21 protein-coding genes are annotated in these 26,548 nt (G+C 67.1%); 8 read left to right on the top strand and 13 right to left on the bottom strand.

Annotated features, from left to right (window positions below):
* The 7 genes from ACZK4Z_RS12925 to ACZK4Z_RS12895 form a co-directional block, all read right to left on the bottom strand.
* Window positions 1–1,350, bottom strand: a complete 1,350-nt coding sequence (locus tag ACZK4Z_RS12925; protein WP_049398477.1) for a TadA family conjugal transfer-associated ATPase — start codon at window positions 1,348–1,350, stop codon at window positions 1–3.
* Window positions 1,335–2,591, bottom strand: coding sequence for a CpaE/TadZ family protein (locus ACZK4Z_RS12920; RefSeq protein WP_317618055.1), 1,257 nt, complete (start codon window positions 2,589–2,591; stop codon window positions 1,335–1,337). Before ACZK4Z_RS12920 ends, ACZK4Z_RS12925 begins: the two co-directional genes overlap by 16 nt.
* A gap of 27 nt (window positions 2,592–2,618) precedes the next feature.
* Entirely contained in the window at window positions 2,619–3,977 is a 1,359-nt protein-coding gene (locus ACZK4Z_RS12915; RefSeq protein WP_010485136.1) for a type II and III secretion system protein family protein, read from the bottom strand.
* Window positions 3,978–3,995: 18 nt separating this feature from the next.
* Window positions 3,996–5,033, bottom strand: a complete 1,038-nt coding sequence (gene cpaB / locus ACZK4Z_RS12910) for a Flp pilus assembly protein CpaB (RefSeq protein WP_430371582.1) — start codon at window positions 5,031–5,033, stop codon at window positions 3,996–3,998.
* A gap of 23 nt (window positions 5,034–5,056) precedes the next feature.
* Complete coding sequence (locus ACZK4Z_RS12905; protein WP_010485140.1) at window positions 5,057–5,533, bottom strand: TadE/TadG family type IV pilus assembly protein; 477 nt, start codon at window positions 5,531–5,533, stop codon at window positions 5,057–5,059.
* Window positions 5,530–6,075, bottom strand: coding sequence for an A24 family peptidase (locus ACZK4Z_RS12900; protein ID WP_010485142.1), 546 nt, complete (start codon window positions 6,073–6,075; stop codon window positions 5,530–5,532). Before ACZK4Z_RS12900 ends, ACZK4Z_RS12905 begins: the two co-directional genes overlap by 4 nt.
* Window positions 6,076–6,140: 65 nt before the next feature.
* A complete protein-coding gene (locus ACZK4Z_RS12895) occupies window positions 6,141–6,332 on the bottom strand; it encodes a Flp family type IVb pilin (protein WP_019337868.1) in 192 nt (63 codons plus the stop codon).
* A 686-nt stretch (window positions 6,333–7,018) separates the two neighbouring features.
* Between ACZK4Z_RS12895 and ACZK4Z_RS12890 the strand changes: the two genes are divergently transcribed.
* The 4 genes from ACZK4Z_RS12890 (at window position 7,019) to ACZK4Z_RS12875 (ending at window position 14,542) form a co-directional block, all read left to right on the top strand.
* The gene (locus tag ACZK4Z_RS12890; RefSeq protein ID WP_010485148.1) at window positions 7,019–7,999 is read left to right on the top strand and encodes an AraC family transcriptional regulator; all 981 of its coding nucleotides are present in this window, start codon (window positions 7,019–7,021) and stop codon (window positions 7,997–7,999) included.
* A gap of 235 nt (window positions 8,000–8,234) precedes the next feature.
* Complete coding sequence (locus ACZK4Z_RS12885) at window positions 8,235–13,232, top strand: YadA-like family protein (RefSeq protein ID WP_478450855.1); 4,998 nt, start codon at window positions 8,235–8,237, stop codon at window positions 13,230–13,232.
* Window positions 13,233–13,293: 61 nt separating this feature from the next.
* Window positions 13,294–14,130 (top strand): outer membrane protein assembly factor BamE, encoded by an 837-nt coding sequence (locus tag ACZK4Z_RS12880; protein WP_430371588.1) that lies wholly within the window; start codon window positions 13,294–13,296, stop codon window positions 14,128–14,130.
* Between the two features lie 121 nt (window positions 14,131–14,251).
* Window positions 14,252–14,542 carry a DUF6959 family protein gene (locus ACZK4Z_RS12875; protein ID WP_014037513.1) on the top strand — a complete coding sequence of 97 codons (291 nt, stop codon included), beginning with the start codon at window positions 14,252–14,254 and terminating at the stop codon, window positions 14,540–14,542.
* 85 nt (window positions 14,543–14,627) lie between these two features.
* Here ACZK4Z_RS12875 and ACZK4Z_RS12870 read toward each other — a convergent pair whose 3' ends face one another.
* Complete coding sequence (locus ACZK4Z_RS12870) at window positions 14,628–15,455, bottom strand: class I SAM-dependent methyltransferase (RefSeq protein WP_430371591.1); 828 nt, start codon at window positions 15,453–15,455, stop codon at window positions 14,628–14,630.
* A 63-nt stretch (window positions 15,456–15,518) separates the two neighbouring features.
* On the opposite strand from ACZK4Z_RS12870, the gene ACZK4Z_RS12865 reads away from it, so the two are divergent.
* Window positions 15,519–15,926, top strand: a complete 408-nt coding sequence (locus ACZK4Z_RS12865; protein WP_010485157.1) for a MerR family transcriptional regulator — start codon at window positions 15,519–15,521, stop codon at window positions 15,924–15,926.
* A gap of 15 nt (window positions 15,927–15,941) precedes the next feature.
* On the opposite strand, the gene ACZK4Z_RS12860 is transcribed toward ACZK4Z_RS12865, so the two are convergent.
* The 3 genes from ACZK4Z_RS12860 to ACZK4Z_RS12850 all read right to left on the bottom strand — a co-directional run bounded on the left by ACZK4Z_RS12860 (window position 15,942) and on the right by ACZK4Z_RS12850 (window position 20,667).
* Window positions 15,942–16,658, bottom strand: coding sequence for an MgtC/SapB family protein (locus ACZK4Z_RS12860; protein WP_005409984.1), 717 nt, complete (start codon window positions 16,656–16,658; stop codon window positions 15,942–15,944).
* A gap of 92 nt (window positions 16,659–16,750) precedes the next feature.
* On the bottom strand, window positions 16,751–18,523 hold the full coding sequence (locus tag ACZK4Z_RS12855) for a chloride channel protein (RefSeq protein ID WP_423159626.1): 1,773 nt from the start codon (window positions 18,521–18,523) through the stop codon (window positions 16,751–16,753).
* 62 nt (window positions 18,524–18,585) lie between these two features.
* Complete coding sequence (locus ACZK4Z_RS12850; RefSeq protein WP_428703002.1) at window positions 18,586–20,667, bottom strand: TonB-dependent receptor family protein; 2,082 nt, start codon at window positions 20,665–20,667, stop codon at window positions 18,586–18,588.
* A 131-nt stretch (window positions 20,668–20,798) separates the two neighbouring features.
* Here ACZK4Z_RS12850 and ACZK4Z_RS12845 point away from each other — a divergent pair, with 131 nt between their 5' ends.
* A complete protein-coding gene (locus ACZK4Z_RS12845; RefSeq protein ID WP_430371594.1) occupies window positions 20,799–21,719 on the top strand; it encodes a M14 family metallopeptidase in 921 nt (306 codons plus the stop codon).
* A gap of 7 nt (window positions 21,720–21,726) precedes the next feature.
* Here the strand turns inward: ACZK4Z_RS12845 and ACZK4Z_RS12840 are convergent, their stop codons facing one another.
* The gene (locus ACZK4Z_RS12840) at window positions 21,727–22,578 is read right to left on the bottom strand and encodes a LysR family transcriptional regulator (RefSeq protein WP_197597872.1); all 852 of its coding nucleotides are present in this window, start codon (window positions 22,576–22,578) and stop codon (window positions 21,727–21,729) included.
* 150 nt (window positions 22,579–22,728) lie between these two features.
* On the opposite strand from ACZK4Z_RS12840, the gene ACZK4Z_RS12835 reads away from it, so the two are divergent.
* Window positions 22,729–23,082 carry an SMR family transporter gene (locus ACZK4Z_RS12835; protein ID WP_019659945.1) on the top strand — a complete coding sequence of 118 codons (354 nt, stop codon included), beginning with the start codon at window positions 22,729–22,731 and terminating at the stop codon, window positions 23,080–23,082.
* Window positions 23,082–23,405 carry a DMT family transporter gene (locus tag ACZK4Z_RS12830; RefSeq protein WP_049437687.1) on the top strand — a complete coding sequence of 108 codons (324 nt, stop codon included), beginning with the start codon at window positions 23,082–23,084 and terminating at the stop codon, window positions 23,403–23,405. The genes ACZK4Z_RS12835 and ACZK4Z_RS12830 overlap by 1 nt, the downstream gene beginning before the upstream one ends.
* Before the next feature lie 169 nt (window positions 23,406–23,574).
* On the opposite strand, the gene ACZK4Z_RS12825 is transcribed toward ACZK4Z_RS12830, so the two are convergent.
* Window positions 23,575–26,523, bottom strand: a complete 2,949-nt coding sequence (locus ACZK4Z_RS12825) for a TonB-dependent receptor (protein WP_430371597.1) — start codon at window positions 26,521–26,523, stop codon at window positions 23,575–23,577.
* Window positions 26,524–26,548: the final 25 nt, after the last annotated feature.

Here is a 26,548-nt window from a genome sequence, read left to right as displayed (position 1 = left end):
TCAGAAGTCTCCGTAGAGCGATTCGCGCAGCTGCTGGCGGAACGGCTCCAGCTTGTGCGAGTGCGGATGGAAGCCCAGCCCGACCCAGCGATCGATCTCTTTGCCGTTGCCGTCGATCTGCAGCTCGTGGCGGAACATTTCCTGGGTGGTGATCAGGTTGTCGCTGACCCCGGTGATCTCGGTGATCGAGACCAGCACGCGGCGCCCGCTGCCCAGGCGCGAGATCTGCACGATGAAGTCGATGGCACTGGCGATCTGCCGGCGCAGGCTGTCCTCGCTGCCCTGGAAGCCGGCAAAGCCGGCCAGCATCTCGATCCGGTACAGGCAGTCGCGGGGCGAATTGGCGTGGATGGTGGCCATCGAGCCGTCGTGGCCGGTGTTCATCGCCTGCAGCATTTCCAGCACCTCGGCACCGCGCACCTCGCCGACGACGATGCGGTCGGGGCGCATGCGCAGGCTGTTGCGGACCAGATCGCGGATGCTGACCGCACCGTGCCCTTCGGCGCCGCCGATACGGCTTTCCAGGCGAACTACATGCGGGTGGTTGAGCGAGAGCTCGGCGGTGTCTTCGACGGTGATCACGCGCTCGTTCGCGGGGACGTAGCTGGCCAGGGCGTTCAGCAGCGAGGTCTTGCCCGAGCTGGTTCCGCCGGACACCAGGATGTTGCAGCGCCCCAGTACCATCGCCTTCAGCAAGGCCTGCATCGGCGCATCGAAGGTGCCCTTGGCCAGCAGTTCATCGGGGGTGAACGGATCCTTGCGGAACTTGCGGATGGACACCATCGGTCCATCCACCGCCAGCGGCGAGATGATCGCGTTGAGACGGCCGCCGTTGGGCAGGCGCGCATCGACCATCGGATTGGAGTCATCCAGGCGGCGCCCAAGCGGGGCGAGGATGCGGCGCAGGATGCGCAGCAGATGCGTATCGTCGGTGAAGCGCTGGGTGGCCCGCTTGAGCTGGCCGCCCTGGGACACGTGCACATCCTTGAAACCGTTGATCAGGATGTCTTCGATGGACGGGTCGTGCAGCAGGTCGTCCAGCGGGCCGAAGCCGGTCAGCTCCTTGACCAGGCCGTCGGCGACCACCTGCATCTCCTCTTCGTTGATCGGGATGCGCCACTCCTGGATGAAGCCCACCGTCTGCACCTGCACCCAGCGGGCGATGGTGTCGGGGGCCCAGGAATCGATGTCGATGCGCTCGTCCTCGATGCTGTTGAGCAGGTGCTCATGCGCGGCCGACAGCACCTTCTGGTACTGCTCGGTCTGCGCGAACGGCTGATGGCCCGGCGAGCTTTCGGGCAGCACCGGCCGGGCAACGGCATGCGGGAACGGGGTTACCTTGTCTTCCATTGCGATCCACCCAGGGCAAGGGAGAGTCTTTCCCGCAGGCCCTGCGCCTGGACCGGGCAGGCAGCCGGATCCAGGCGCGAAACCAGCGGGGCGAGGGCACGCAGGTAGGGGTCGCGCGGCGCATCCTGCAGCAGCAGGTGGCCCTGGCTGGCAGCCAGGCGCACGCGCGGTCGTTCGGGAAGCGTGGCCAGCAGGGGAACCTCGAAGCGGCGCGCGATCTGCTCCGGGCTCATGCCGCTGCTGTCATCGTGGCGGTTGATCACCAGCTGCAGGCGCTTCTCGCGTTCGCGCTGCCCGGCAAGATGCTTCAGTGCCTGGTCGAGCGACACCAGTGTGGCAATGGAGGCATCGGTGACCAGCCAGATCTCGTCGGCCTGGTCCAGCAGCAGCGGCGGCAGCTGACGCAGCGGGCAGCCACCGGCATCACACAGCACGCTGGCGAACACGGTGCGCAGGCGCTGCAGCAGCGCACCCGGATCGGACGGCGGTACCGCATCGCTGCCGCTGGCGCGGTCCAGCAGCACCAGTCCGGAATCGTGACGGGCCATGGCCGTACGGGCGAGGGTGGCGTCGATGCGGCTGGCATTGCGCAGCGCGTCTTCGTAGTGGAAGCGGCTGTCCAGGTTGAGGTACAGGGCGAGGTCGCCCGAAGGCTGGGCCAGCTCCATCAGCAGGCCATCCTGCTGCAGTGCCTCGCCCTGTGCCAGTGCACGGGTCTGCTGTGCCAGCACCGCAAGATGCGCGGCCAGCGTACTGGTGCCGACCCCGGCGCGCACGCCCAGCAGGACGATCAGGCGGGCCTTGTGCGCCTGCTGCGCGGCGGCGGCCGGTCGTGGTGACAGGGCGCGACGCAGCGCGGCCTCGATGCCGACGTTGTCGCTGTCCAGGTCCAGCACATCACGCAGGCCCGCCCGCAATGCGATGACAACGCCTTCCACCTGGCCGGCGCTGGTGGCACCGACGGCAACCAATGCCAGATCCGGCTCTGTCTGTTGCAGTTGCTGCGCCAGCACGCTGGAGGCGGCCGCATGTTCGGGGCGGAAATCGAGCAGCACAAGGCTCTGCGGCCCACGTTGCAGATCCTGGGCGGAGGTCGGCGTACTGCTGTCCTGCCAGTGCAGGGTAGTGGTCGGCGGCAGTTTGGCCGCCAGCCGGGGCAGCAGTTCGCGATCCATTCCATACAGGACCAGGTTCATCGGCGGTCCTTGCGGATGCAGCGGCTGGGCAGTGGCGTAGGGCATGGGCGTGGTATCGCAGGCATCATGGAATCAGCGTGAGAAGCCGGGCACCGGATCCTGGCTGATCGGACCCAGCAGCCAGGCGCCCCATTCGGGCATGTGCGGCTTGGCTTCGCGGTCGCCGGGCAGTGGCAGGTCGGTGTTGCGTGCCAGCGGCTTCACCAAGCGTGGCGTGACGATGATCACCAGTTCCTTGTCCTGGCGCTTGTAGTCGAAGTTGCGGAAGAACGAGCCGATGATCGGCAGGTCACCCAGCAGCGGGATCTTGCCGACGCTGGACACCACGTTGGAGCTGACCAGGCCACCGATCACGAAGCTCTCGCCATCGCCCAGCTCGACCGTGGTGTCGGCACGGCGGGTGGTGATCGAGGGAATCTGCACGCCGTTGAGCGCGATGGCGTTGCTGTAGTCCAGGTCACTGGCTTCCGGTGCGACTTTCAGGGCGATGCGGTTCGGCGCCAGTACCGTCGGTGTCACGGTCAGGCCGATGCCGAAGGGCTTGTAGGTGATCGTCGTGGTGCCCAGCCCCTGCGGTTCCAGGATCGGCAGCTCGCCGCCGGCCAGGAAACTGGCGCTCTGTCCGGACAGCGCGACCAGTGTCGGCTCGGCCAGCACGCGCGCCATGCCATTGCTCTGCAGCAGGTCGACGTCGGCATTCCACAGGCCCTTGGTCGAGCCGAATACCAGGCGGAAGGCCGAAGAAATGGGTGATTCGGCTTCGTTGCCGGAGTTGCCTTCCTTCATGCCGGGCAGGATGCCGGTGTTGCCCGGCAACTGGCCGCCCGGGCGGGCGAAGCCGTAGGCGAAGTTGCCGTTGCGGTTCTGGAAGCTGATGCCGATCTGCTTCAATGCGGTCTTGTTGAACTCGACCACCTTGACCTCGACCTGGACCACGCCGCCGCTGCTCACCGTGGATGCGTCGGCAAGCAGGCCCTCCTTGCCCAGCGCCATGGCGGCGGTCTTCTGTTCCTGCATGTGCGAGAGCACGCTGTCGGTGCTTCCCTGCAGCAGGCCCTGATTGTCCTGCTGGGTGAATACCAGCCCGTTCGCGCCGGTGTCGGCCGCACCCTGCACCGCGCTTTGTACCCGCACCTGCAGGCGCTGTGGTTCGGCCTGCTTTCGGTGCCAGAGCAGCAGCGTGGTAGTGCCAGGCGCCTTGCCGACCAGCAATGCCTGGCGCTGGCCGCGCAGCATCACGATATCGGCCACGCCCGGATCGGCAATGGCGACCCGCTCCAGATCGCCCGGCAGGGTCCAGGGACGCTGCTCACGCGCCTGCAGCACCAGGTCGTCGGCGGCCACGCTCGTCGCCGGTGCCAGCAGCACCAGCAGCAGGGCCAGCCAGCGCTGGCGGGGGGAAGGGCGTGGACTGCGGCGACGTTCGGTCATGGATGCGCTCGATGCAGGTCAAAGGGAACCACGGGGGGCGGAGCTGTCGCCTCGGATGATTTCGATACCCGATGCGCGCGGGGCACTGCGCCGCGGTGCGGGTGCGCGTGCCGGGGCATCCTGGGCGCTGCGCGCCGGTGTGTTGCTGCGCCCGGCCAACGCATCGCCGTCGATGCCGGCGAAGGCGTGATTCTCTGGCCGTTGCAGCGCAAGCTGCTGCTCCGCATCAAGCCCCCGCAGCGGATCGATCACCCCGCGTGCCTGCGGGAACAGCGCCAGATCGGGCTGGCCGGAATCGGCAGGGTTGCGCAGGGCCAGGAACAGCTTGCCCTGCTGTGCACCCAGCAGCAGCCGGTTGGCGTCGGCCACCGGTACCGCCAGTACCGCGCTGCGTGCGGGCTGGGCAGTCTCGCTGCCCGTGCTCTGGGTGCTGCTGCTTCCGGTGATGTCAGCGGCGCGCGGATCGTTGCGGGCATCGGCTTCAGTGCTGGCAACAGCGTCATGGTTGGCCGGGGCGATGTCCTGCTGGCCATAGCTGAGCACGCGCAGGCGTGACAACAGCAGGCGCGTCTGTGCTGCATCGGCCGGGCCGCTGGCGCTGGATTGGGCAGTGCGCAGGTTGAGGAACACGTCGACGAAATCACCCGGAAGGATGCGGTTGCCGGCACCCACCAGCTCGTCCACCGGGACCGCGAGTGCGCGTTCCCCGGGGCGCAGCTGCAGCGAGAATCCCTGCGCGAGTGCATTGCTGCTGATCGCCGCGCCTTCGGCGATGTCCTGCACCGGTACCTTTCCGACCACGGCGGAAATGCTGGTGGCGGCACCGGCAACCGGGGCGCTGCGCTGTGCGAGACGCAATCCGTTGGCAGAGATCGGTTCGCCGGCCGGCAGGCGTGCCACCGCCTCCACCACGGTGATCGCCTGGGCATCGCTCCGCGCGACCGGGGCAACCGTGGCCGGCGCGGCCTGCTTACGCCCGATCATCAAGGCGATCACCGCCAGCAGCACGGCCAGCCCGATCAGGGCGACGGCAGCAATGCGGGTCAACTTGAGCATGGAACCGTCTCCTGTACCGAACGTCAGTTGCCGCTGCCGAGGTCGAGCTGAGCGACCGCGACGCTGCGGATGGGAGCCCGCATCACCCACTTGTAGAGCGTGGCGGTGCCGGGCAGGAAGGGGTGGCTTGCGTAGTCGTAGCTGACTGTCACGGTCATGCACTGGGCGCTGGCCAGTCCGGCGCAGGGGGCCTGCGCCGAAACCAGAATGGCGTTGCTTCCGCCATTGCTGCAGTCGACCGGCTGACCCGAGAAGTTCAGCAGCCACTGCATCGAACTGCGCGCCGCAACACAGGCTGCAGTACGGCGTTCGTTGGCGCTGCCATAGCGCAGCGATGCGCGCGCACCCTCGGCCGAGGCGGTTGCCAGGGTCTGCTGGGCCGCCATGATCATCACGCCGGAGAACGTGAACAACAGCAGTGGCAGCAGGCCCAGCATCAGCATCAGTGCGAACTCGATGCTGGCCACGCCGCGTTGCCGGCGTGGGTTCTGGATGTTCATGCCACACCTCCGTACGTGCTGATGAGGATCCAGGCGATGGCGGATACCGCCAGGTAGGCGGCGTAGGGAATGCCTTGGCGTCCCTGGCGGGCGCTCTGCATTCCGCGTAGCGCCGGGTGCGAATGCCATTGCGAACTTGCCCGATGCATATGGGCTTGAAGGCCGATGGGCAGTACTGGACCCAACCGGCGTGATACCAGCACCAGTGCGGCATGTGCGCCCGCCGCCAGGCTGGCCGCGATCCAGATCGGCAGCAGTGCCTGCCAGCCCAGCATCAATCCCAGTACCGAAAAGAATTTGACATCGCCGGCGCCCATCCAGCGCACTGCATGGAAAGGCAGCAATGCGACCAGGCCGAGCGCCGCGCCGGCAATGTGGGAAGCCCACGGCAGGCGCGGCGCGTTGAACTGTCCAGCGATGAGCACGACAACGGTGATCGCGCATGCGGACAGCAGCCAGGCGTTGGGCACCCGACGGGCGTACAGATCGCTGATCGCGATCCGCAGGCACACACCGATGGCCAGCAATCCCAGCAGTGTCATCGCACCCTCCTTTGTCCGTCAGTGGACGGTCAGCAGCTGCTGTCCCTGATCAGCCTGGGAGCGGCTCAGGCCGGTGTGTTGCCTGACGCCTTGTCGGCAAGCTTGGTGAGATTCTCAAAGAGCGTTTCGAAGAAATCCTTGATCTGCGTGCTGCCCAGTGCGATCAGGACACCCGCAATCACAGCCGCCAGCAGGCCGTACTCGAGTGCGGTAACGCCATCTTCTTCCTTCAGGAACTTGCGGATCGATGCGTTCATGACGTTTGTCTCCCTCTACCTGTCTGCTACAGGACACCTGTTGGGCGGTGGCCCGGCTCCGCCGGGATCGTCCGTGGACCTCCGCACGTCCTGGCGGAGGAGGCACGGCGGGATGGACCCGCCATGCTCAAGCAGGGTGATCGATTCCAGGCGGGACGCCGTTCGCGCAACCGCGACCGCACGGCGCGGAGCCGTTGGTCGAAGTGTCGAGCGATACGTGCATGGTCATGCTGTCCCCCTGGGTGTGGTCATTATCAAAGACCGGATCACCGTGTTATCGACTTTGCCTGAATGGCGGCCGGCTGCAACCGGAACCTATATGCAAATTCGGCAGAATCCCTTCGGTCCTTAATTTTTCACGCGGGTTCTGTGACGGAAATCCGTTCGTTCGCAAAACGATTCATCGACGTGCAGATAATGTGAGGCGCGTTTTTCAGTTGCATGCGAAAACTGTGCCAAACACCACGACCTTGTTTTCACGTCTGTATCCATCTTATTCAATGCGGTGCAGATGTTTACCCCGTTGAATTATCGGGCATACTCGTATTCAAGTACTCGCGTTTCTTTTGGGGTGCGCACTTTGCTGGCGCGCATCCCGGCGATGGAAGAGATTCCATGAGAGGTGCGCGCCCTGTCAGGCAGTGGGGGCCGTATCGCACGACGGATAATCGGGGGACGACACTGTCATGGTCGATGGTGGGGTAGGAGACAGCGACGACAGCGGCCTGCGGTCGATCGACCTGGCGACGCTGAGCGGCGTGCTTCGTGTATGTGATGTCGAACTGCTACTGCTCGATGGCAATGGGCCGCGGGCGGCCTTCGCTTCACGCGTGCACGAGGAGGCGTTGTTCTGCAGCATCAGCTGTGGATTCCATTGCCGTGGACGATTCATGCTGCCGCCGGACTGGGCGATGCTGGGGTATCTGCACGCGACCGATGAAACCCTGAGCTGGTGCCACGGTGTACCGCTCGTACCTGGAATGGCGTTGACCGTGATGCCGGAGGGTATCAGCGAGTTCACCCTGAGCCCGGGCACGCACATGACCCTGATGCTGGTGCCGGTGGCACGGGTGCAGCGCAAGCTGACCGAACTGAGCCTGCGCAGTACACCGCCGGCCGGACAGGCACTTTCGCTGTTCAATCTCGCCAGCGAGGCCGCCCCGCTGGCACAGCACTACCAGCAGCTGCACCTGCAGCTGGGCCAGGGCACGGGCCTGCAGCCGGAAGAAACCGAGCGGCTGCTGCACGAACACGTGCAGGCACTGCTGGGCGCGGGTTCCGCCGATCGCCCGGGTTGCAGCCGTGCGCGGCGCACACATTATCTGATCGCACAGCGGGCGGAAAACTTCATGCGCCTCAACCTGCGCCGCAATATCTACATGAATGAGATCTGCGATGCTGCCGGTGTCAGCGAGCGTGGGCTGCGCTACGCGTTCGAGGACCTGTTCGGCACGTCGCCCAATCGTTACCTGTCGATGCTGCGCCTGTGCGCGGCCTGCCGCAGCCTGTCGATGGCTGATTCCAGCCGCCGTTCGGTCAAGGCCATCGCCCTCAGCTGTGGCCTGTGGGACCTGTCGCGCTTCGCCGACAACTACCGCAAGGTCTTCGGTGAACTGCCGCGTGACACGCTGATGCGCGCTCCCGCGCAGATCGGCCAGCCAGCTTGATTCAAGCCCCGTAAGGGTTTCCCGGCAGTTCCTGCCGGAATTGCATATCCGCTTGCCGATATGGTTGCCGCTTCTGCATAACCGGCTGCCGATTCCGACCGTGGATTTGCCGGAATGCGCGATTTCCGTGCCGGAATGAAGTGCGCAGCCGCCGTTGCAAACGCTGAAATGTCAGTCACCTGCCTAACGGCAAGTCCACTGACATTCCAGTTGTTCGCCTACGGGGGAAATGCTCATGAACCGCATCTACCGGCGTGTATGGAACCGCCAGCTCAATGCTCTGGTTGTGGCCTCGGAACTGGCCACCGGCGACAGCGGCGGCAGCGCCGCCCGCGATCCGCGCAGTGCACTGCTGATGCCGACCGCACTGGCCCTGGCCCTGCTGTGTGCGCTGGCCAGCGGGCATGCAGGCGCATCCGAATCCAATCAGTCTCTACGTGACCTGCAGGCACTGGCCGCGAAGTACGCGCAGCCGATGCCGGTCAAGGTCGACGCGGAAGTGGCGCTGGCCGCCGCATCGCGCCAGGCGCAGAGCAGTCCGGCGATCAGCGCTGACGCACGTGTCGGCCTGCAGCTGAGTACGAACTCGCTGCCGATCGTACGCGACGTGCTGCCGGCCACCGTGCAGGTGAAGGTGGCGGCGAACGCCGCGCCGAAGCAGGTCGCGGTTCCTGCGCTGGCTGCCGATGTTCGCGCCAATGTCGGGCTGGGTCATGCAGCGTCCAATGCGGCGAAGATTGATGCATCGCTGGCGGCCAACGTTGCGCCGTCCGCGCATGCGCCGCTCGGTGTGGCTGCGGATGCCCAGGCGAAGGCCGGCGTTGGCATCGCCGGTACCCAGGTGGCCTCGATCGATACCGGTGCCAAGGCGGCCGCCGCTGTTGCTGGCGCACCGGCTGGCTCGCTGTCCGGCCTCAAGGCGTCCGTTGACGGCAAGGTGGATTCGCAGCTGAAGCTGGCGGGCCACCAGATCGACGGCCAGGGGCAGGTCAAGGCGACGGCGGCGGTCACGCTGCCGGCCAAGGAGGAGCTGCCGGGCGAGACTCATGATCGTGCGATCACCGCGGCCTTCGATACCGGTGTTGCCGGCAAAGTGCGCGTGCAGGCGCCGGATGGCCAGGAGGTCGTGGCCGACCGCAATCTGAAGCTGGCCGGCCAAGCCACCGTGGCAGCGCAGAACAGCGCGCTGGGCGTCGGTGGCCTGGTGGGCGGCGTTGTCGGCGCAGCAAGTGGCGCCGTGGGCGGCGTGCTTGATGGCACCGTAGGCAACACGGTTGATGCGGTCGGCGGCGCCTTGCACGGCACGGTTGGAACGGTAGGCGGCGCAGTGGGCAGCACGCTCAATGGTGCCGTTGGCACGGTTGGCGGAGCCGTAGGCGGTGCGCTCAACGGCACCGTTGGAACTGTCGGTAGCGCGGTGGCTGGCGCGCTCAACGGTGCGGTTGGCACGGTTGGCGCAGTCGGCGGCACCGTGGGTGGTGCACTCAACGGCACGGTCGGTTCGGTTGGCGGTGCCGTGGGCGGCACGCTCAACAATACGGTGGGTGCAGTAGGCAGCACCGTCAGCGGTGTACTCAACGGCGCAACAGGTGGCAGCACCGGCGGCCTGGGTGGCCTGCTGGGCGATACACTCGGCAATGTCGGCGGCGCCGTCGGTAACCTGCTCAATGGCAACCTCAACGGCACCATCGGCAATCTCGGCAGTGCCGTAGGCGGCCTGGTCGGTGGCACGCTCGGCGGCCTCGGCCTGACCAAGCCCTCGGCGATCCCGCCGACCAGCCCGAAGGCGCCGGCTCCGGCCGACCCGAACGCTGGCCTGATCATCGGCACCGGCGGCCTGGTCGGTAATGTCGGGCAGCTGATCGGCCCGACCACCACCAGCCTGTTCGGCGGCAACGGCTACCTGAGCAACGGCAACCTCAAGCTCAGCAACGCCAACGTGATGCAGACCTACTCGACGGTCAATGTGCTGGGACTGCCGGTGGTCAACCTGTCGCCGGTCGGCAGCACCCTCAATGGCCTCGGCGGCGCCGTCACCGGCGGCAGCTCGCACCTGACCCTGATCGGTGGCGTCACCTCCGACAGCTACATCTACAACATCAACAACGGCAATCCGGGTGGCCTGCTGGGCCTGTTGCTGCCGAAGGATTCGCCGGCCTGGGCCGCCAAGTGCCTGGACATCGCCCTGGCCGACATCTCCTGCTGGGCCGTCAACGCCGCGCAGGACTACCAGGTGCTGATGGGCGACGGCGCCTTCGCCAACGGCTCGAAGGAAGTGGTGATCGGTGCCAATGCGCGGCACGAACTGCCGAAGGTCGATGCCAACGTGGCCTTCCCGGGTGCAGGCACCAATGACCCGAGCAACCCGACCGGCGTGCCGACCGCGGACTACGCCGCGCGCATGGGCCACTCGGTGATCGTCGGTGACAGCGCGGTGGGTACTGCCAACGGGCAGACCCTGCTCGGTGCCGAGGCCACCTCGAACCAGGCCAATTCGGTCGCACTGGGCTACCGCTCGGCCGCGCTGCGCGGTGCCCAGGCCAGCTACAGCGCCTATGGCCTCACTGCGCCGCAGGTCTCTGCCGGTGAAGTGTCGGTGGGTACCGCCGGTGGCGGTGAGCGCCAGATCACCAACGTCGCGGCGGGTAGTGTCAATACCGATGCGGTCAACGTGGCCCAGCTGAAGGGGGCCATCAGCCTGATCGATGATGTGGCGGCCGCTGCGGTGACCTATGACCTGGACGGTGCCGGCAACCCGAACTATCGCCGTGTCACGCTCGGCGCGGGCACCGGCACCACCACCATCGGTAACCTGGCTGGCGGTGCAGTCACGGCCGGCAGCCTGGAAGCGGTCAATGGTGGCCAGCTGGCGGCGACCAATGCTGCCATCGCCAGCTTCTTCGGCGGCCGCGCAGCCTTCGATCCTGCCAGTGGCGCGTTCACTGCGCCCCTGTTCGAGATCAGCACCATCTCCACCGGCGGCGCCATCGCCAAGGGCCTGTATGAGAACGCTACCGATGCCTTCGCCGCGGTCGATGGCTCGCTGGTCAACCTCAACACGCAGATCACCGACATCCGTAACGGTGGCACCAAGTACCTGCGGGTGAACTCGACCGGTACCGAGGCCCTGGCCAGCGGTGCCGACTCGATCGCAGTCGGCACCAACGCCCGCGCAACCGCCGCCAACAGCATCGCGGTCGGTGCCGGCAGCCTGGCCTATCGTGCCAACAGCGTGTCCATCGGTGCCGCCGGTGCCGAGCGTCAGGTCACCAACATGGCGGCCGGTACCGCAGCGACCGATGCAGTCAACCTGGGCCAGCTGCAGGCCTCGGAGCAGGGCGCCCTGCGCTATGACCTCAACGGCGACGGCAGCGTCAACTATGCCAGCGCCACGCTGGGCCAGGCTGGCACCGCCACCACGCTGCGCAACCTCGGCCCGGGCCAGGTCAGTGCCACCAGCAGCGAGGCCATCAACGGTGCCCAGCTGTTCGCCGCCAACCAGGCCGTGGCCACCCACCTCGGAGGTGGTGCAGCGGTCAATGCCAGCGGTGTGCTGACCGCACCGACCTACGCGATCAACAACGTCGCCGCCAACGGCACCGTCACCAAGGGCAGCTACAACGACGTCGGTACCGCCTTCGATGCCGTCAGCAACTCGCTGGCCAACGTCGCCGACCAGACCGGCGAGATCGACAAGCTGGCCGTGAAGTACGACGTCGACGGCAGCGGCAACGTGCTCAACAGCGTGACGCTGACGGGCACCGGCACCGGCGCGGTGAAGATCACCAACGTCGCCGCCGGCAGCATCCTGGCCGGCAGCAGCGATGCCATCACCGGCGACCAGCTGTTCAACACCAACAGCACCATCGCCAACTACTTCGGTGGCACCACCGCGTACAACGGCACCACCAATGTGTGGACCGCGCCGAAGTTCAGCATCTCCAGCATCGCCACCGACGGCACGTTTACCAGCGGCGACTACAACAACGTCACCGCCGCCTTCACTGCGGTGGACGGCTCGCTGAAGGTCCTCAACCAGCGCATCACCAACGGCGGCGGTGGCAGCGCCTACCTGGCGGTGAACTCGACCGCAGCGGCTGCATCGGCTGCCGGCGCGGAAGCGGTGGCTGTCGGCCCGCAGGCCAGTGCGGCCGGTGCCAACAGCGTGGCGGTCGGCAACGGTGCCAGCGCCAGTGCAGGCAACAGCGTCGCCCTGGGTGCCGGTTCGGTGGCCAGCGTTGGTGCGCAGAGCGGCTACACCGGTGCCTACGGCCAGACCGGCGCCAGCAACTCGGCCGGTGAGGTCTCGGTCGGCAGCACCGGCAGCGAGCGCAAGATCACCCACGTTGCCGATGGCTCCGACACCTACGACGCAACCAATGTCGGCCAGCTGAAGAATGGTGTGAACTACGCCATCGATGAGTCGAAGAAGTACACCGACCAGAAGATCCAGAACATCACCAACGTGGCCGGCAGCTTCCGCGCCAACAACACCAACAACCTGGCCGATCCGTCCGCCAGCGGTGCCAACTCGGCCGCCGGTGGTGCAGGCTCCACCGCCGCCGGTGCCAACTCGACCGCGCTGGGCAATGGTTCGCAGGCGCAGGCCGACAACTCGGTGGCGCTGGGGGCGGGTTCGGTGGCGAACCGGGCCAACACGGTCTCGGTCGGTGCCAGCGGCGCCGAACGCCAGGTCGTCAACGTGGCTGACGGTTCGCAGGCCACCGATGCGGTCAACGTGCGCCAGCTGCAGGCCTCGCAGCAGGGCACGATCCGCTACGACACCACGGTGAACGGTGCGACCAACTACAACAGTGTCACGCTGGGCAGCACCAACAGCGGCCCGACCACGGTGCGCAACGTCGCCGCCGGCACCGCCGGTACCGACGCAGTCAACGTGGACCAGCTGAAGTCGGGCATGGCGCAGACCCTGGACTGGTCGAAGGCCTACACCGACGAGCGCATGGGGGGCTTCGAGCGCGACCTGCGCAAGACCGACAACCGCGCCTCGGCCGGTATCGCTTCGGCGATGGCCACCGCAGCCCTGCCGCAGCCCAGCGAAGCGGGCCGCAGCATGGCCTCGGTCGCTGCCGGCAGCTACAACGGCGAGTCGGGCGTGGCGGTCGGTATCTCCGGTGTCTCCGAGGGAGGGCGCTGGATCTACAAGTTCAGCGGCTCCACCAACAGCCGTGGCGAGGCCGGTGTGGCCGTGGGTGCCGGCATCCAGTGGTGATCCCCGCCGCCGGGCCGCACGCGCGGCCCGGCATCGCGGAAACGTCCATAGGTGGAATGACATGAAACAGCATCGCATCGCCCGCACCGGCCAGATGGCCGCAGTGCTGGGCCTGGTCCTGGGAATGGGCCTGCTGGCCGCCTGTCGCAGCCATGCGCCGGCCGCCGAGGGTCCTGCCGAAACCACCGCCGTGCAGTTCCCGGAGGCTTCGAAGGCCTCGTTGAAGGAAGGCATCTATCCCGACGTCGCCGACCTGCGCCGCTTCGCGCCGGGCATGAGCAAGCGCCAGCTGTACACCTTGCTGGGCACGCCGCACTTCAACGAAGGCATGTGGGGCGTGCGCGAGTGGAACTACCTGTTCAACTTCCGCACTGCGCAGGGCGCGGAGTATTTCACCTGCCAGTTCCAGGTGCGCTTCGACGGCAAGGGCATCGCCCAAGGGGGCTACTGGAAGCCGGAATCGTGCGCGGCGGTGCTGGAACCGCCGCGGCCGCCAGCGCCGCCAGCACCGGCACCGTTGCCGGAGCAGCCGCTGCGGTTGTCGGCGGATGCGCTGTTCGGGTTCGACAGCGCGGTGCTCAGTGCCGAAGGCCAGCAGGCCATACAGGGCGTGCTGGCGCAGGTGCGCGAGGCCAGTCAGGTGCAGTCGATCCGGGTGACCGGGTACACCGACCGTATCGGCAGTGCCAGCTACAACCAGACCCTGTCGCAGCGGCGTGCCGAGGCCGTGCGCAGCGCGCTGGTGCAGGGTGGGGTGCCTGCGGCCAGCATCAGCGCCGAAGGGCGGGGCGCAGCCGAGCCGATCGTGCAGTGCGAGCAGCGCAACCGTCGCGAGCTGATCGCCTGCCTGGCGCCGAACCGGCGTGTGCAGATTGCTGGAATGGCCCAGCCGCGCTGAGAGTCCAACACCGGGGTCATGCCCCGGTATCCCGAGTCCCCCCTGACCGTCGGCAGGACGTGGTTACGTCTCCCCCGTTGACCATGCCTGCCGGCGGCTCAGGTTTTCCATGGTGCACGCGATGAACGCCCAATTCCTGCCTCTTTCCATGAAGACGGAAGCCACATTGAGTGTGTACGGCCAGCTCGGCAACCATGCGGTGGTGCGCATTCCCGGGCGGCGCCTGCCGGGCTTGATCCTGCAGGCAGACACCGTGGCCGGCTTCCTTGCCCAGCTGCAGGAAGCCCAGGCCTGCCTGCGCAGTGGTCGCGCACAGCGCACCGACGCCGAACTGGACATGCTCATCGACGTGTTGCAGCAGTGGTATGCGCTGATCGAATCGCGCCTGGCCGACGCCGGCGAGGCACTGTAGAAGAAAAAGGGGACGGAGGGGATTAAGTCGTTCCCGGCACGGCAGGGACATGGACGACTTAATCCCCTCCGTCCCCTTTTCTGTGTCATGCGCGTGCGCGGATCAACCAGCAGGCAGCATCCACGCGGACCCGATCGCAGTCGATGAATGGTGTGAATGCTGCCAGCGCCTGGTCGCGCAGCCCAGCGGCCTCCGCTTCGGGCAGCGCCCGCAGCGCCTGGCCCACCGGGCCCAGCTGGCCGACGTAGGTCGGCAGCTCATCGCGTGCGATCGAACACGGAAGGTCCACCGCAACCACCTCCACATCCTTCCAGCCGGCAGCCTGCAACAGGCGCTGCACGCGTTGGCCATCTGCGAAGGCGAACTGTCCCGGGGCACCGGGTACGCGCGGCGGAAGCTCAAGCGCATCGCCGACCGCGCGCTCGGCCGTGGTCATGAATGGATTCTCGTCAGCGCTGCGCCAGGCAATGAAACGCAGGCCGGCACCGGGCCGCGTGGCGCGGTGCAGGTTGGCGAAGGCCGCACCGGTATCCTCGAAGAACATCACCCCCAACCGCGACTGGATCCAGTCGAAGTGCGCGGAAGGCAGAGGGTGCCGTTGCGCGTCGGCAAGGATGAAGTCAGCGTCCAGCCCCGCCGTTTCTGCCCGTTCGCGCGCCATTGCCAGCATCGGTGCGGAGATATCCAGGCCGGTGCAGTGGGCGGCCGGGCGTGCCGCACCGGCGGCAAGCAGGCTTGCGCCCGTGCCGCATCCGATGTCGAGCAGTTGCGTGACGGTTTCTGGCAACTCGGCGACCAGCAGGTCGGCCATCGGCTGGAACAGGCCATCGAGGATGGCCTGCTGGGCGACCCAGATCTGGCCGCCGGGGCCGTTCCAGAGGGTGTTCTGATCAACGGGGGATGGGCTGGCCATGGTCTTGCCTTGTCGGGAAGTGGCCCATAGGTTGCTGCTTGAAGACGACTTGAGGTCAAGCCCATGCGTGAACTGGATATCGGCGAGGTGGTCAAGCGCAGTGGCGTGCCGGCCTCGACCCTGCGCTACTACGAACAGCTGGGGCTGCTGCAGGCACTTGGGCGCCGTGGCCTGCGCCGGCAGTATGACGAACAGGTGCTGGAACGGCTGGCGCTGATCGGTCTCGGCCAGGCGGCCGGGATGTCACTGCAGCAGATCGGGGCATCGCTGCCGCCGCAGCGTGGATGTATCTCCCTGGATCGTGAGGCGCTGCTGGCGCAGGCTGATGTGCTGCAGAGGCACATCACCCAGCTGCAGCGGGTGCGCCGGCACCTGCAGCGCGCGGCGGCCTGCCCGGAAGCGCAGGATGCGCGGCAGTGCGGTTCATTCCGCAAGCTGCTGCGGGCGCAGCAGCGCATGGCGGGTGGGTGAGTTGCCGGAACCGGCTCAATCGCGGGTACTGACTTCCCAGGTGGCATGCAGGACGCCCGGCACGTGCTCCATCCGCGCCAGCACCACGTCCAGCTCATCGGCACTGACGGCCGTACTGACCAGCACCGCGATCACATCGGTGGGTGCATCGGCATGCTCGACCACCTGCACATCACCGACCGGATACTGCGCTGCTTCCAGCGCGTCGACCAACCGCTCGCGCACGCGCGGCACGGCTTCTGCATCCACGCTCAGGCGCACTTCGTAGGTCGCCTCGGTGGCGGCCTCATTGATCGGAATGCGGTTGATCGCATTCACCAGCGGCCGCAGCAGGGTGTTTCCGGCGATGATCAGCACGGTCAGCAGCACGCCTTCGGCCAGCATGTCCGCGCCGGTGCAGCTGCCCACCGCCGCAGAGCACCACAGGGTGGCGGCGGTGTTCAGGCCGCGCACGTTCATGCCTTCCTTCATGATCACGCCGGCGCCGAGGAAGCCGACGCCGGAGACCACGTAGGAGATCACCCGCACCGCCTCGGCGCTGCCGGCGATGCGCATGCCCAGGTCGACGAAGGCAGCGGCGCCGACGGCCACCAGCACGTTGGTGCGCAGGCCGGCGGTGCGCTGCCGGTACTGGCGTTCGGCGCCGATCAGCGTGCCCAGTACGAAAGCGGCCAGCAGGCTGACCACGGTGTCGGCGAAGGGACCGGCCTGGAAGGTCTCAATAAAGCGCATGGCCGGAGTCTACCCCGGTCGTGTGACGGTAGATCCATGCCATGCGTGGATACCCGGATGGGCCACAAACGACTTAATCCCCTTTTTCGGGATCAGTCGGTATCGTCGACGCGCTCGCCCATCAGCTCGCGCTGGCGCTTGTCCAGTTCTTCGGCGTAGCGCTTGCGCACGAAGGCTTCGGAGACGACGCCCAATACCTGGCCGTCGGCAGCCACCACCGCCAGCTCGTCGGCCTGGGTCTGGTCGAAGCGCTGCATCACGCTGACCACGTCGGAGGACGGTGCCAGCGAGACGTCACGGTTCTCGGCCAGTTCGCCGATCAGGGTTTCCGGCTTCACGCCATCGCCGTAGACCCGTGGAATCTGCACGATGCCGGCATAGTGGCCCTCGCTGTTGATCAGGATCACCCGGGTGCCCGAGCCCAGCGGGAAGCGCTGGCGGAACGCGGCGGCATCGAGATCGGCCGGGGCGGTCGCCACGCCCTTGCGCATCAGCCGGCCGGCGTTGAGGTTCTGCACCCAGCCCACGTCGCGGGCGCTCTTGATGGTCTCGCCGCGCAGGTGCATGCGCCAGGTCGAGAACGAGTAGCCGAACCACTGCCGCACCAGCGTGCTGGACACCAGTACCGCGCTCATCACCACGCTGGTCAGCAGGAAATCGTGCGTGCCTTCCAGCACCAGCATGGCCATGGTCATCGGCGCGCCAACGACGGCGGCGGCCAGTGCGGCCATGCCGGCCAGCGCGGCCGAGGTGGCGTCGATCACCGGAACGCCGGTGGCCATGCCCAGCAGTCCAGCGAACAGCGCGCCGACCAGGGTGCCCATGAACAGCGAGGCGAAGAACAGGCCGCCACGGAAGCCGAAGCCGAGCGAGATGCCCGAGGCCAGGCACTTCAGGGTCAACAGGCCGCCGATCCAGATCAGCGGCAGGTGCGTGGTCAGGTCCAGATGCAGGGCGCCGTGGCCGGACGACAGTACCTGCGGGCTGGCCAGTGCCAGTGGAATCAGCAGCAGTCCACCCACCACCGGCCGTCCCCACGCGGGCAGGGGGCTGCGCTTGACCGTGCCTTCGATCGAGGCGATCAGCCGCATGATGGCGATGCCGACCATCGCGCAGCAGCAGCCGAGCAGGCCGTAGATCGCGTAGTCGGCGGCGCGCACGTCGATGGTCGAGGCCGCTGGCAGTAGATAGGCTTCGATGCCGGCCTGGTCGGCCACGAACGCGCCGGCCAGCGCTGCGACGGCCACCGGTGCCAGCGCAGCGGGGGTGTAGGCGCCGATGACGATCTCGAAGGCGTAGAACGCACCGGCCAGCGGCGCACCAAACGCAGCGGCGATGGCACCGGCGGCACCGGCACCGACCAGGATGCGCACGTCGTTGCGACGCAGGCGCATCACCCTGCCCAGTTGCGAGCCGCTGCCCGCGCCCATCTGCGTATACGAAGCCTCAAGGCCGACCGACGCGCCGCAGCCGTTGGACAGCAGGGTCTGGGTCAGCACGATCAGGTTGTCGCGCATCGACATGCGGCCGCCGTGCAGCGCATTGGCTTCCACCGCATCGAGCAGTGGCCGTTTCAGTCGCGTCGCCGCCAGGCTGACCAGGCCGACCAGCAGCCCGCCCAGTGGCAGCACCAGTAGCGCGGTCCAGGTCAGCGAGGGCAGGGAGCTCAGCCGCATACCGTCGTCCAGCCCATACAACGTGCCCTGCAGCCAGCGCGCGATGCCCGACTGCAGCAGGGTCAGGTAGCCGGCGATCAGGCCAACCAGCAGCGCCAGCGCGATGAACCACAGGTCGCTGCCACGCAGGCGCAGGCGCAGGCCTTGGAAGGCCAGATGCAGGCGCGATGGCGAAACGGGCGAAGACATGGTGGCGGCATGATACGCCGCCACCGTGAGCGCCACCGTCACCGCATCGGGCGGCTACCGGCTCAGAAGCGGTAGCGGCCCTGCACGTAGAAGGTGCGCGGCGCGGCCACCATGCGGCCGGCGTTGCCATCGACATTGCGGGTGTACCAGCGCTTGTCGGCCAGGTTGTTCACGCCCAGCGCGATCTCGCTGTCACCCAGCCCCGGCACCTGCCAGGCCACCTGGGCATTCCACAGGCGTACGCCCGGCACGCGTCCCACGCGCGCGTCAGCGCTCTCGGCCCAGGTGTTGGCGGCGTCGGAGAACTGGCCGCTCTGGTGGGTGCTGGAGACGTTGAAGGTCCAGCCGGCCAGCGCGTAGCGGGCGCCGATGCTGTCGGTGTCGCGCGAGTAGAACGGCACGTCCAGGCCACGGTTGTCGCCGGACTGCTGGATCGCCTTGGTCCAGGTGTAGTTGGCGTACAGCTCCAGCCCGGCCAGCGCGCCGTCCTCGGCGAAGTGGTACTCCAGTGCGCTCTCCACACCCTTGTGGTCGGTGGCACCAATGTTCTGGAAGGTGGGCGGGGTGATGCCCGGCACCTGCAGGATCTGGTTGTCGAAGCGCATCTTGAACACGGTCACTTCCGCGCGCACTGCCCCATCCTGCCAGCGTGCGCCCAGCTCGGTGGTCCTGGCCACTTCCGGGTTCAGCGGATTGCTGGCGGTCTGCGAATTGAGCTGGATGTTCTGTACCGGTCCGAACGAGGTGGTGTAGTTGCCGAACACGGTCAGCTGCGGAGTCAGCAGGTAGGCGATGTTGATCGAGGGCAGGGCCTTGTCGTTGCGGCTGCTGAAGGTCGCCGTGCCTCCGGCCTGGCGGCGGTCCATGTCGATCCATTCCATGCGCACGCCGGGCGTGATCCGCCACTGGCCGATCGCAATGCGGTCGTCGATGTAGAAGGCGTGCGCGTCGGTGGCGTTGTCGAAGCGGGTGGTGGCACTGGCCGCGCCGGTGCGGCGGGCGACGGTGTAGCTGCGGTCGTTGCCGCGCTCGCGCAGGAAGCGGTAGCCGGCGGTGATGTCATGCACCGCGCTGCCCCAGTGCAGGCGCTGGGTATAGCGCGGCTCGATGCCGAGCACGCGGTAGTCGCGCGGCTGCACGGTCAGCTGGGTGTTGGCGGCGTTGATCAGCGAGCTGGCACGGGTGCTCTCGTTGTAATAGGCCAGCACCTCGAACTCGCTGTTGGCCGACAGCGTGTTGGTGTAGCCCAGGTCGATGCCGGTGCGGTGGCCCTTCCAGAAATCGGTCGGCCGGGTGTTCTGGAACGGATCGGCCTCGTACTGCGCACGGGTCACGCCGCCCGGCGTCAGCGAGCGTACGTCGTAGTAGGACAGCTTGGCACGCAGCTCCTGCTGTTCGTCGATGGCGTAGGCGAACTTCAGCGCGAGATCGTTGAAGCGGTCATCGCTGCCCTGGCGCCAGCCGCGACCATCCTGGCCGGAGTACAGCAGGGCGGCGCCCAGATCGTTGTCGCCGGTACCGCCAAGGAAGGCGTTGTACTGGGTGCTGTCACCGCCGCCATGGTCGTAGGCGGTGTAGCGGACGCCGGCTTCGCCGTGCAGGCCGGCCTCGGTGGGAATGGCGCGGGTGCTGAAGTTGATGATGCCACCGACGTTCTGCGGCCCGTAGCGCACCGCGCCGCCGCCGCGCACCACGTCGATCGACTCGATGTTGGACAGGCTGGTCGGCGCGAACGACAGCTGTGGCTGGCCATACGGCGCCACCGCCAGCGGCACGCCGTCCAACAGTACGGTCGAGCGCGGCGAGTAGCGCCCGGTGAGGCCGCGCACGCCGATGTTCAGCGACACCGAACTGCCAGCGGTGCCGGAGTTGTCGGTGACCTGCACACCGGGGATGCGGCGCATGGCATCGCCGAGGCTGGCCGCGCCGCTGGCCTCGATGCGCTGGCGGTCAACCACGGTGCGCGCGCCGGCGAAGCGCTTCACGCTGTCATGCAGGCCGGTGCCCAGCCAGCTGCCGGAGACCTGGATGCTGTCCAGCGTGGTGGCGCCGTCCTGGGCGAAGGCACGGGTGGTCGGGAGCAGGCACAGGGCGAGGGCGGCGGCCAGGGGTAGGCGGGCCGGTTGCAGGGCGAGGATGGGCATCGGTGCAGGCTGTGGAAGGTCGTAAATGAGAATTATTGCTGAGTCCATTCGCTATTGGAATGCGCCTTCGGTTCATGCCGATGCCCCGGTGATACAGTGGGCGATTGCTTCCTGACTCGCTGAGATCTGCCATGTCCCAAGCCGCTTTCTACCCCGTCGGAACCCCTGGCCAGCCGTGGGGAGCGGCGGAACGGGAGGTGTGGCGTGGCCGCCAGCAGCGCCTGCGTCGCTATGACGAGGAGGTGCTGCCCCGCATCGAGGCGCTGGCTTCGCGCTTCGACAAGGTGGCCTATGGCCAGCTCGACTACGCTGGCGAGACCTACACTCTGTTCGCCCTGCGCAGCCGCGATTGGAACCCGGCGCTGCCGGCTGCCCTGATTACCGGCGGCGTGCACGGTTATGAGACCAGCGGCGTGATGGGCGCGCTGGAATTCCTCGAAAGGCACGCCGCCGACTACGCCGGCAAGGCCAATCTGCTGGTGGCACCGTGCGTGAATCCGTGGGGCTTCGAGCGCATCAACCGCTGGAACTTCGATGCGATCGACCCGAACCGCAATTTCCGCGCCGATGGCCCGGCCCGCGAGTCGACCGCGCTGATCGAGCTGATCGCACCGATCAAGGACCAGTTCGTGCTGCACATCGACCTGCACGAGACTACCGACAGCGACGAGAGTGAGTTCCGCCCGGCGTTGGCCGCGCGTGACGGCAAGCCGTTCGAGCCGGGGCTGATTCCGGATGGCTTCTATCTGGTGGACGACAGCGAGAACCCACAACCGGCCTTCCAGCAGGCGGTGATTGCCGAGGTGGAGAAGGTCACCCACATCGCGCCGGCCGACGACAAGGGCGAGATCATCGGTTCGCCGGTGGTCGCTCACGGCGTGATCGAGTACCCGCTGGTGAAGCTGGGCCTGTGTGCCGGCATCACCGGTGCGACCTACACCACCACCACCGAGGTCTACCCGGACAGCCCGCGGGCGACCCCGCAGCAGTGCAACGACGCCCAGGTGGCAGCGGTGTGCGCGTCGCTGGATTACGCGCTCGCCCATCGTTGATTTCGGTTCACCCCAACGCGTCGGCCCACCACAGCGCCGCCGGCCCCGGCGGCGTGTCGCGGCGCCACAGCAGGTCGCTGTGGATGCGTCGTGGCCAGCCGGGCAGAGTCAGTTCCACCAGCTGCCCGCGGTCGTAGCGCTGTACCAGCGCGCGTGGCAGCTCGGCCCAGCCGATGCCGTCCTCGGCCATCTCCATCACCATCAGGTAGTCGGTGGCGGTCCACGCCAGCCCGGTAACCGCCCGCGCATGGTCGACCTCCGCGCTCAATCGCACCTGCCGGTACCGTGCCAGCTGGGAAGCTGCGCGACGGCCGGCGTCGGCCAGCGCATGGTCGCGCGCCACATACACCGACAGTTCGCTGTGATGGGCCAATGGCCGTGCCACCAGACCATCCGGGTAGCTTTCCTGGCGCGGCAGCAGGCCCAGCGCGGCGCGACCACTGCCGACCAGTTCCAGCACGTCTTCGCCTTCGGCATCCAGCCATTCCAGTTCGATCTCGGGGAACGCTTCGGCAAAGCGCTGCAACACGCGCTGCTCCGGATCGAGCTGATACACGTCGGAGAACACCACGGTCAGCCGCGCTTCGACCGGGGCGGCCAGCCGCACGCTCAACTGCTGCAGGCGGGTATCGGCGGCGAGGATTTCCTGGGCATGGCCGAGCACCTGGCGCCCGGCTTCGGTCAGCTGTGGGTAGCGTCCACTGCGGTCGAACAGGCTGACGCCCAGGTCCGCCTCCAGGTGGGCGATGGCGGTGCTGACCGTCGATTGGGTCTTGCGCAGGCGACGCGCCGCCGCCGAGAACGATCCGAGCGCGGCCGCTTCGACGAACGCCTGCAGGGATTCAGGGGAATAGGGCATTGATCCATCGCTCCTGTCGATGGTATCCATTTTGAATCGACCGTAAAAGGCGATGATACTGTCCGCCGTCGCCCCTGTCTGCGGGGCATCCACGCATGGCGTGGATCTACTGAGGGCGGGGCGCTGTCCGCGTCCCGCAAGGAGTTTCACATGTCCCGTACTGTTCCCGCCCGTGGCGCGCTGGTCGCCTGGGCCTGCCTGACCGTGGCGATCGTTGCCGAAGTGGTCGGCACCTCGTTCATGGCCCATGCCGCCCGCGACGGCGGCTGGACCGGCTACCTGATCATGGCCGGCGCGTTGGCGTTGTCCTATTACTTCCTGGCCCTGTCGGTCCGCCGCATCGCGGTCGGTGTCGCCTATGCGGTGTGGGAAGGCCTGGGCCTGACCCTGCTGACCGTGGTCGGCCTCACCGTGTTTGGCGAGAGCCTGTCGCTGCAGCAGCTGGCCGGCCTCGTGCTGGCGGTGGTCGGCATCGTCTGTGTCACCCTCGGGGAGGCGCACTGATGAATACCCTGGCCCTGTTTTTCGTGATCTGTTCTGCGCTGATCGACGTTGCCGCCAACATGATGGTGGCCAAGTCGGAGGGCTTCCGCCGCTGGCGCTGGGGCGTCGGCGCGGTCGTCATGGTCTGGATCGCCTTCGCCCTGCTGGGCCAGGCGGTGCGCTACATGGACCTGGCCACCGCCTATGCGATGTGGGGTGCAATCGGCGTGATCGGTACTGCCACTTGCGGCCGCCTGCTGTTCGGCAACCGCCTGCGCCCGATCGGCTGGATCGGCATCGCGCTGGTCACTGTTGCGGTGCTGCTGCTCAGCACCGCGAAGTAACGCGTTGTTGTGCCAACCAAGGTTGGCACCTACGCGTGCTGAGTTGCTGGTTGGCACCTACCCGTGCTGAGTTGCTGTGCCAACCCGGGTTGGTACCTGTCAGAGCGTGAGCCGCAGCATGCAGACGCCCCGGGGATGATCTCCCCGGGGCGTCTGCATGCTGCAGCGGTCAGAAGCGTGCGGTGAAGTTCAACCGCGTGGTGCGCCCCGGGCCGGGCATCAGGCTCATCGCCAGCGTGTCCATGTAGTAGGTGTTGCGCAGGTTGCTGACCACCAGTTCCACCTCGGCCTTCTGGGTGAACTGCCAGCGCGCATAGAAGTCGTAGATCGCGGTCGGCAGGTAGATGTTCTGCAGGCCTGTCGAGCCGGTGGTGTTCCAGGGCTTGTCCAGTTCATGGGTCGGGCCGCTGTTGTAGGTGCGGCGGATGCCGGTATCCAGCCGCTTGTCGAACAGGCGGAAGCCCAGCGTGCTGTGGATCGAGTACTTCGGTGGATTCTGTGCGTTGACGAATGAGGTACCGAAGCCGCCATCCACGCAGTCCGGCGTGGTGTCCAGCTTGCTCCACTTCGCATAGGGGTCTTCGCGCAGGCGCTTGGCGGTGGCCGCATCGCAGGTCCGCGCACGCTGGTAGTAGCTGGCCGACAGGTCCAGGTAGGCGATGCCGGCGTCATAACCGGACTGCAGCTCGTAGCCGGACACCGTGTAGTTGTCCACGTTGTCGACGTAGAACGCCCAGTTGCTGGAATCGAAGCGGCGGGTGATCGCGTTGTCGATATCGTTCTTGAACCAGGCCACCTTGAACGCCAGGCGGTCGCCATCGCGCCACAGGTCCTGCTTGAGCAGGCTGAAGCCGATGTCCCAGGAGCGGTTCTTCTCTGGCTTCAGGCCGGCCACCGGTGCCGAGGTGCTGTTGCCCAGCGTCGACTCGAACAGGCTGGGCATCTTCCAGCCCTGCGCGTACTTCACGTAGAAGAACATGTCCTGGTCGAGGTTGAAGCGGGCCTCTGCGTACGGCGCAAAGCCGTGGCCGGAACGGCGGATCGCCGGCTTGTAGCCCCAGGCGGTGGGAATCTGCTTGGTATAGAAACCGTTGGCGCCGCGCGGGTCGGGGATGAAGCCATCGAAGTCGTAGCTCTGGCCCAGCGTGCTGTCGCCGTAGGGCGTAGCGCGCAGCGAGTCGTAGGTGTAGTTGCCCTGTGCATCCGGGTACCACTCCTTGTACCAGCCCGGTAGCAGCTGGCCGCCCTTGCTCAGGCGCGCGAAGGTGTAGCGCAGGTCGCGCGATTCGCTGACGAAGGCCACGCGGTTGCGGTCACGGGTGCGGTAGTCGATGAAGCGACCGCCAGCGGTCAGCGACAGCCAGTCCCACGGCTGCCATTGCAGCGACGCCACAACGCTGGCTTCGCGGCGCGTGCCCGAGCGCAGGTAACGGTTGTTGTTGTAGTCCACCGGCAGCACCGGCGAGTTCGGTGCGGTGTCCTCATGCTGGAACGCAGCGCCATAGCGCAGTGTCCAGTCACCCAGGCTGTTGCTGAAGCGGGTGGTGTTGCTGCTGTCCACGCCCCAGCGCCGGGTCTTCACGTCCGACTGCAGGCCGGGGCCGTAAGTCTCGCCCAGCGTGTCGGGCATCTGGTCGGAGGCCATTTCCTTGAACAGCGGCGTATTGGCGATATTGCTGTTGAACATGCGGCTGGTGGCGGTGGTGAACCAGAGCGTGCTGCTCAGGTCCAGCCACGGGTGCGCCTCGGGGCGGTAGCGATGGCGTAGGGACGTGGCGTTGACCCGCATCTTCCCGGGCTCGAACTGGAACATGGTGTTGGCCTTGTCCACGTAGGTCACCCATTCGTTGGACTCGCCCACGCGACCGATCGCCGACGGCATGATCTCGCCGAAGCTGGAGTTGAAGTAACGATGGCTCAGCTCAAGCCGCTGGTCGGGGTTGGGCGTCCACGTGAACTTCAGCAGCGCCGATTCGTTGTCGGTGTGCGTGTTGAGCACCTCATCGCCGGGGTGGTACATGTCCGAGACCGCCTGGCTGGACATGCCGGTACCGCCGCTGGACAGATGCTGGTCGTCGTAGCGGTGCGCGCCGTTGCTGCCGGCGAAGTAGTTGCCCTGGCGGCGACGCGCGTAAGCGGCCACCAGCTGCCAGTCCTCGCCGCGCTGTGCGAAGGCCACGCTGCCGTTCCAGTCGCGCGGGTCACGCAGGCTGTTGCGGTTGTCGCTGCCGCGTGCGATCTGCTTGAAGGTACGGGTGCGGTCGATGCTGTTGTCGGCCACGCCACCGCGCACGCGCAGTCCCCAGGCCTGGCCGTCGTCGAGGATGTCATCGACGTTCAGCGTTTCCATGTAGACCACGCCGCCGATCGCACTGGCGGCGTTGGCGGCCAGGCTCGGTCCCTTTTCGATGCTGACCGAGCTGATCAGGTCCGGGTCGAGGTAGCTGCGCTGCTGCACGCCGGCATAGCCGCGATAGACGTCGATGGCCTGCTGGCCACCGTCGATGATCACCGGAACCCGGTTCTGGCCCTGCAGGCCACGGATGTTGACGTCCAGTGCGCCGCCGTTGCGCACGTCAGCGGTATGCACGCCGACCGCACCGGCCAGCACATCGCCAATCGACTGGCCGCGGAACCGCTCAAGTTGCTGGCGGTCCAGGTGCACGCGCGAGCCGCTGTCGCGGTACACGGCATCGGCATCGGCCAGGCCCCACGACGATGCACCTTCGCTGGCCTGGCCGGCGACCCGCAGCGTACCGATCTGGCGCACACCGGCATCGGTGCCGGGGGCGGCCTGCAGCACCACACCGCTGGCATCGCGCTGGAAGGTCAGGCCGGTGCCGGCCAGCAGCTGCGCCAGCGCGGCCTCGGTGTTGAGCGAGGCCTGCACGCCGCTGCTGTGGCGGCCGCGGGTCAGGCGCGCATCGGCGGCGATGGACAGGCCGGACTGCTGGCCGAACGTGGTCAAGGCCTGGTCGAGCGGTCCGGCCGGGATCTGCCAGCGAACGGCAGCGGCTGCATCCTGTGCGTGGGCGGCCGCCGGCAACAGGCACGGCGTGGCCAGGGCCAGGCACAGCGCGATGGCAAGCGGGCGAGGAGAAGGGCAGGGTAGTTTCATGGGGGCGGCAACATCCGCAATGGGT

This window comes from Stenotrophomonas sp. 71799_Sma, assembly GCF_056482505.1.
Note: the sequence above shows the minus strand (reverse complement) of the source record. Positions and strands in the feature narration are given on the sequence as shown.

Coding starts and splice junctions, on each gene's coding strand:
- ACZK4Z_RS12835 (WP_019659945.1), top strand. CDS start 22,729: ATGTCCCGTACTGTTCCCGCCCGTGGCGCGCTGGTCGCCTGGGCCTGC.
- ACZK4Z_RS12865 (WP_010485157.1), top strand. CDS start 15,519: ATGCGTGAACTGGATATCGGCGAGGTGGTCAAGCGCAGTGGCGTGCCG.
- ACZK4Z_RS12915 (WP_010485136.1), bottom strand. CDS start 3,977: ATGACCGAACGTCGCCGCAGTCCACGCCCTTCCCCCCGCCAGCGCTGG.
- ACZK4Z_RS12895 (WP_019337868.1), bottom strand. CDS start 6,332: ATGAACGCATCGATCCGCAAGTTCCTGAAGGAAGAAGATGGCGTTACC.
- ACZK4Z_RS12830 (WP_049437687.1), top strand. CDS start 23,082: ATGAATACCCTGGCCCTGTTTTTCGTGATCTGTTCTGCGCTGATCGAC.
- ACZK4Z_RS12875 (WP_014037513.1), top strand. CDS start 14,252: ATGAACGCCCAATTCCTGCCTCTTTCCATGAAGACGGAAGCCACATTG.
- ACZK4Z_RS12850 (WP_428703002.1), bottom strand. CDS start 20,667: ATGCCCATCCTCGCCCTGCAACCGGCCCGCCTACCCCTGGCCGCCGCC.
- ACZK4Z_RS12900 (WP_010485142.1), bottom strand. CDS start 6,075: ATGACACTGCTGGGATTGCTGGCCATCGGTGTGTGCCTGCGGATCGCG.
- ACZK4Z_RS12885 (WP_478450855.1), top strand. CDS start 8,235: ATGAACCGCATCTACCGGCGTGTATGGAACCGCCAGCTCAATGCTCTG.
- ACZK4Z_RS12905 (WP_010485140.1), bottom strand. CDS start 5,533: ATGAACATCCAGAACCCACGCCGGCAACGCGGCGTGGCCAGCATCGAG.
- ACZK4Z_RS12920 (WP_317618055.1), bottom strand. CDS start 2,591: ATGCCCTACGCCACTGCCCAGCCGCTGCATCCGCAAGGACCGCCGATG.
- ACZK4Z_RS12890 (WP_010485148.1), top strand. CDS start 7,019: ATGGTCGATGGTGGGGTAGGAGACAGCGACGACAGCGGCCTGCGGTCG.
- ACZK4Z_RS12880 (WP_430371588.1), top strand. CDS start 13,294: ATGAAACAGCATCGCATCGCCCGCACCGGCCAGATGGCCGCAGTGCTG.
- ACZK4Z_RS12840 (WP_197597872.1), bottom strand. CDS start 22,578: ATGCCCTATTCCCCTGAATCCCTGCAGGCGTTCGTCGAAGCGGCCGCG.
- ACZK4Z_RS12870 (WP_430371591.1), bottom strand. CDS start 15,455: ATGGCCAGCCCATCCCCCGTTGATCAGAACACCCTCTGGAACGGCCCC.
- ACZK4Z_RS12860 (WP_005409984.1), bottom strand. CDS start 16,658: ATGCGCTTTATTGAGACCTTCCAGGCCGGTCCCTTCGCCGACACCGTG.
- cpaB (WP_430371582.1), bottom strand. CDS start 5,033: ATGCTCAAGTTGACCCGCATTGCTGCCGTCGCCCTGATCGGGCTGGCC.
- ACZK4Z_RS12825 (WP_430371597.1), bottom strand. CDS start 26,523: ATGAAACTACCCTGCCCTTCTCCTCGCCCGCTTGCCATCGCGCTGTGC.
- ACZK4Z_RS12925 (WP_049398477.1), bottom strand. CDS start 1,350: ATGGAAGACAAGGTAACCCCGTTCCCGCATGCCGTTGCCCGGCCGGTG.
- ACZK4Z_RS12855 (WP_423159626.1), bottom strand. CDS start 18,523: ATGTCTTCGCCCGTTTCGCCATCGCGCCTGCATCTGGCCTTCCAAGGC.
- ACZK4Z_RS12845 (WP_430371594.1), top strand. CDS start 20,799: ATGTCCCAAGCCGCTTTCTACCCCGTCGGAACCCCTGGCCAGCCGTGG.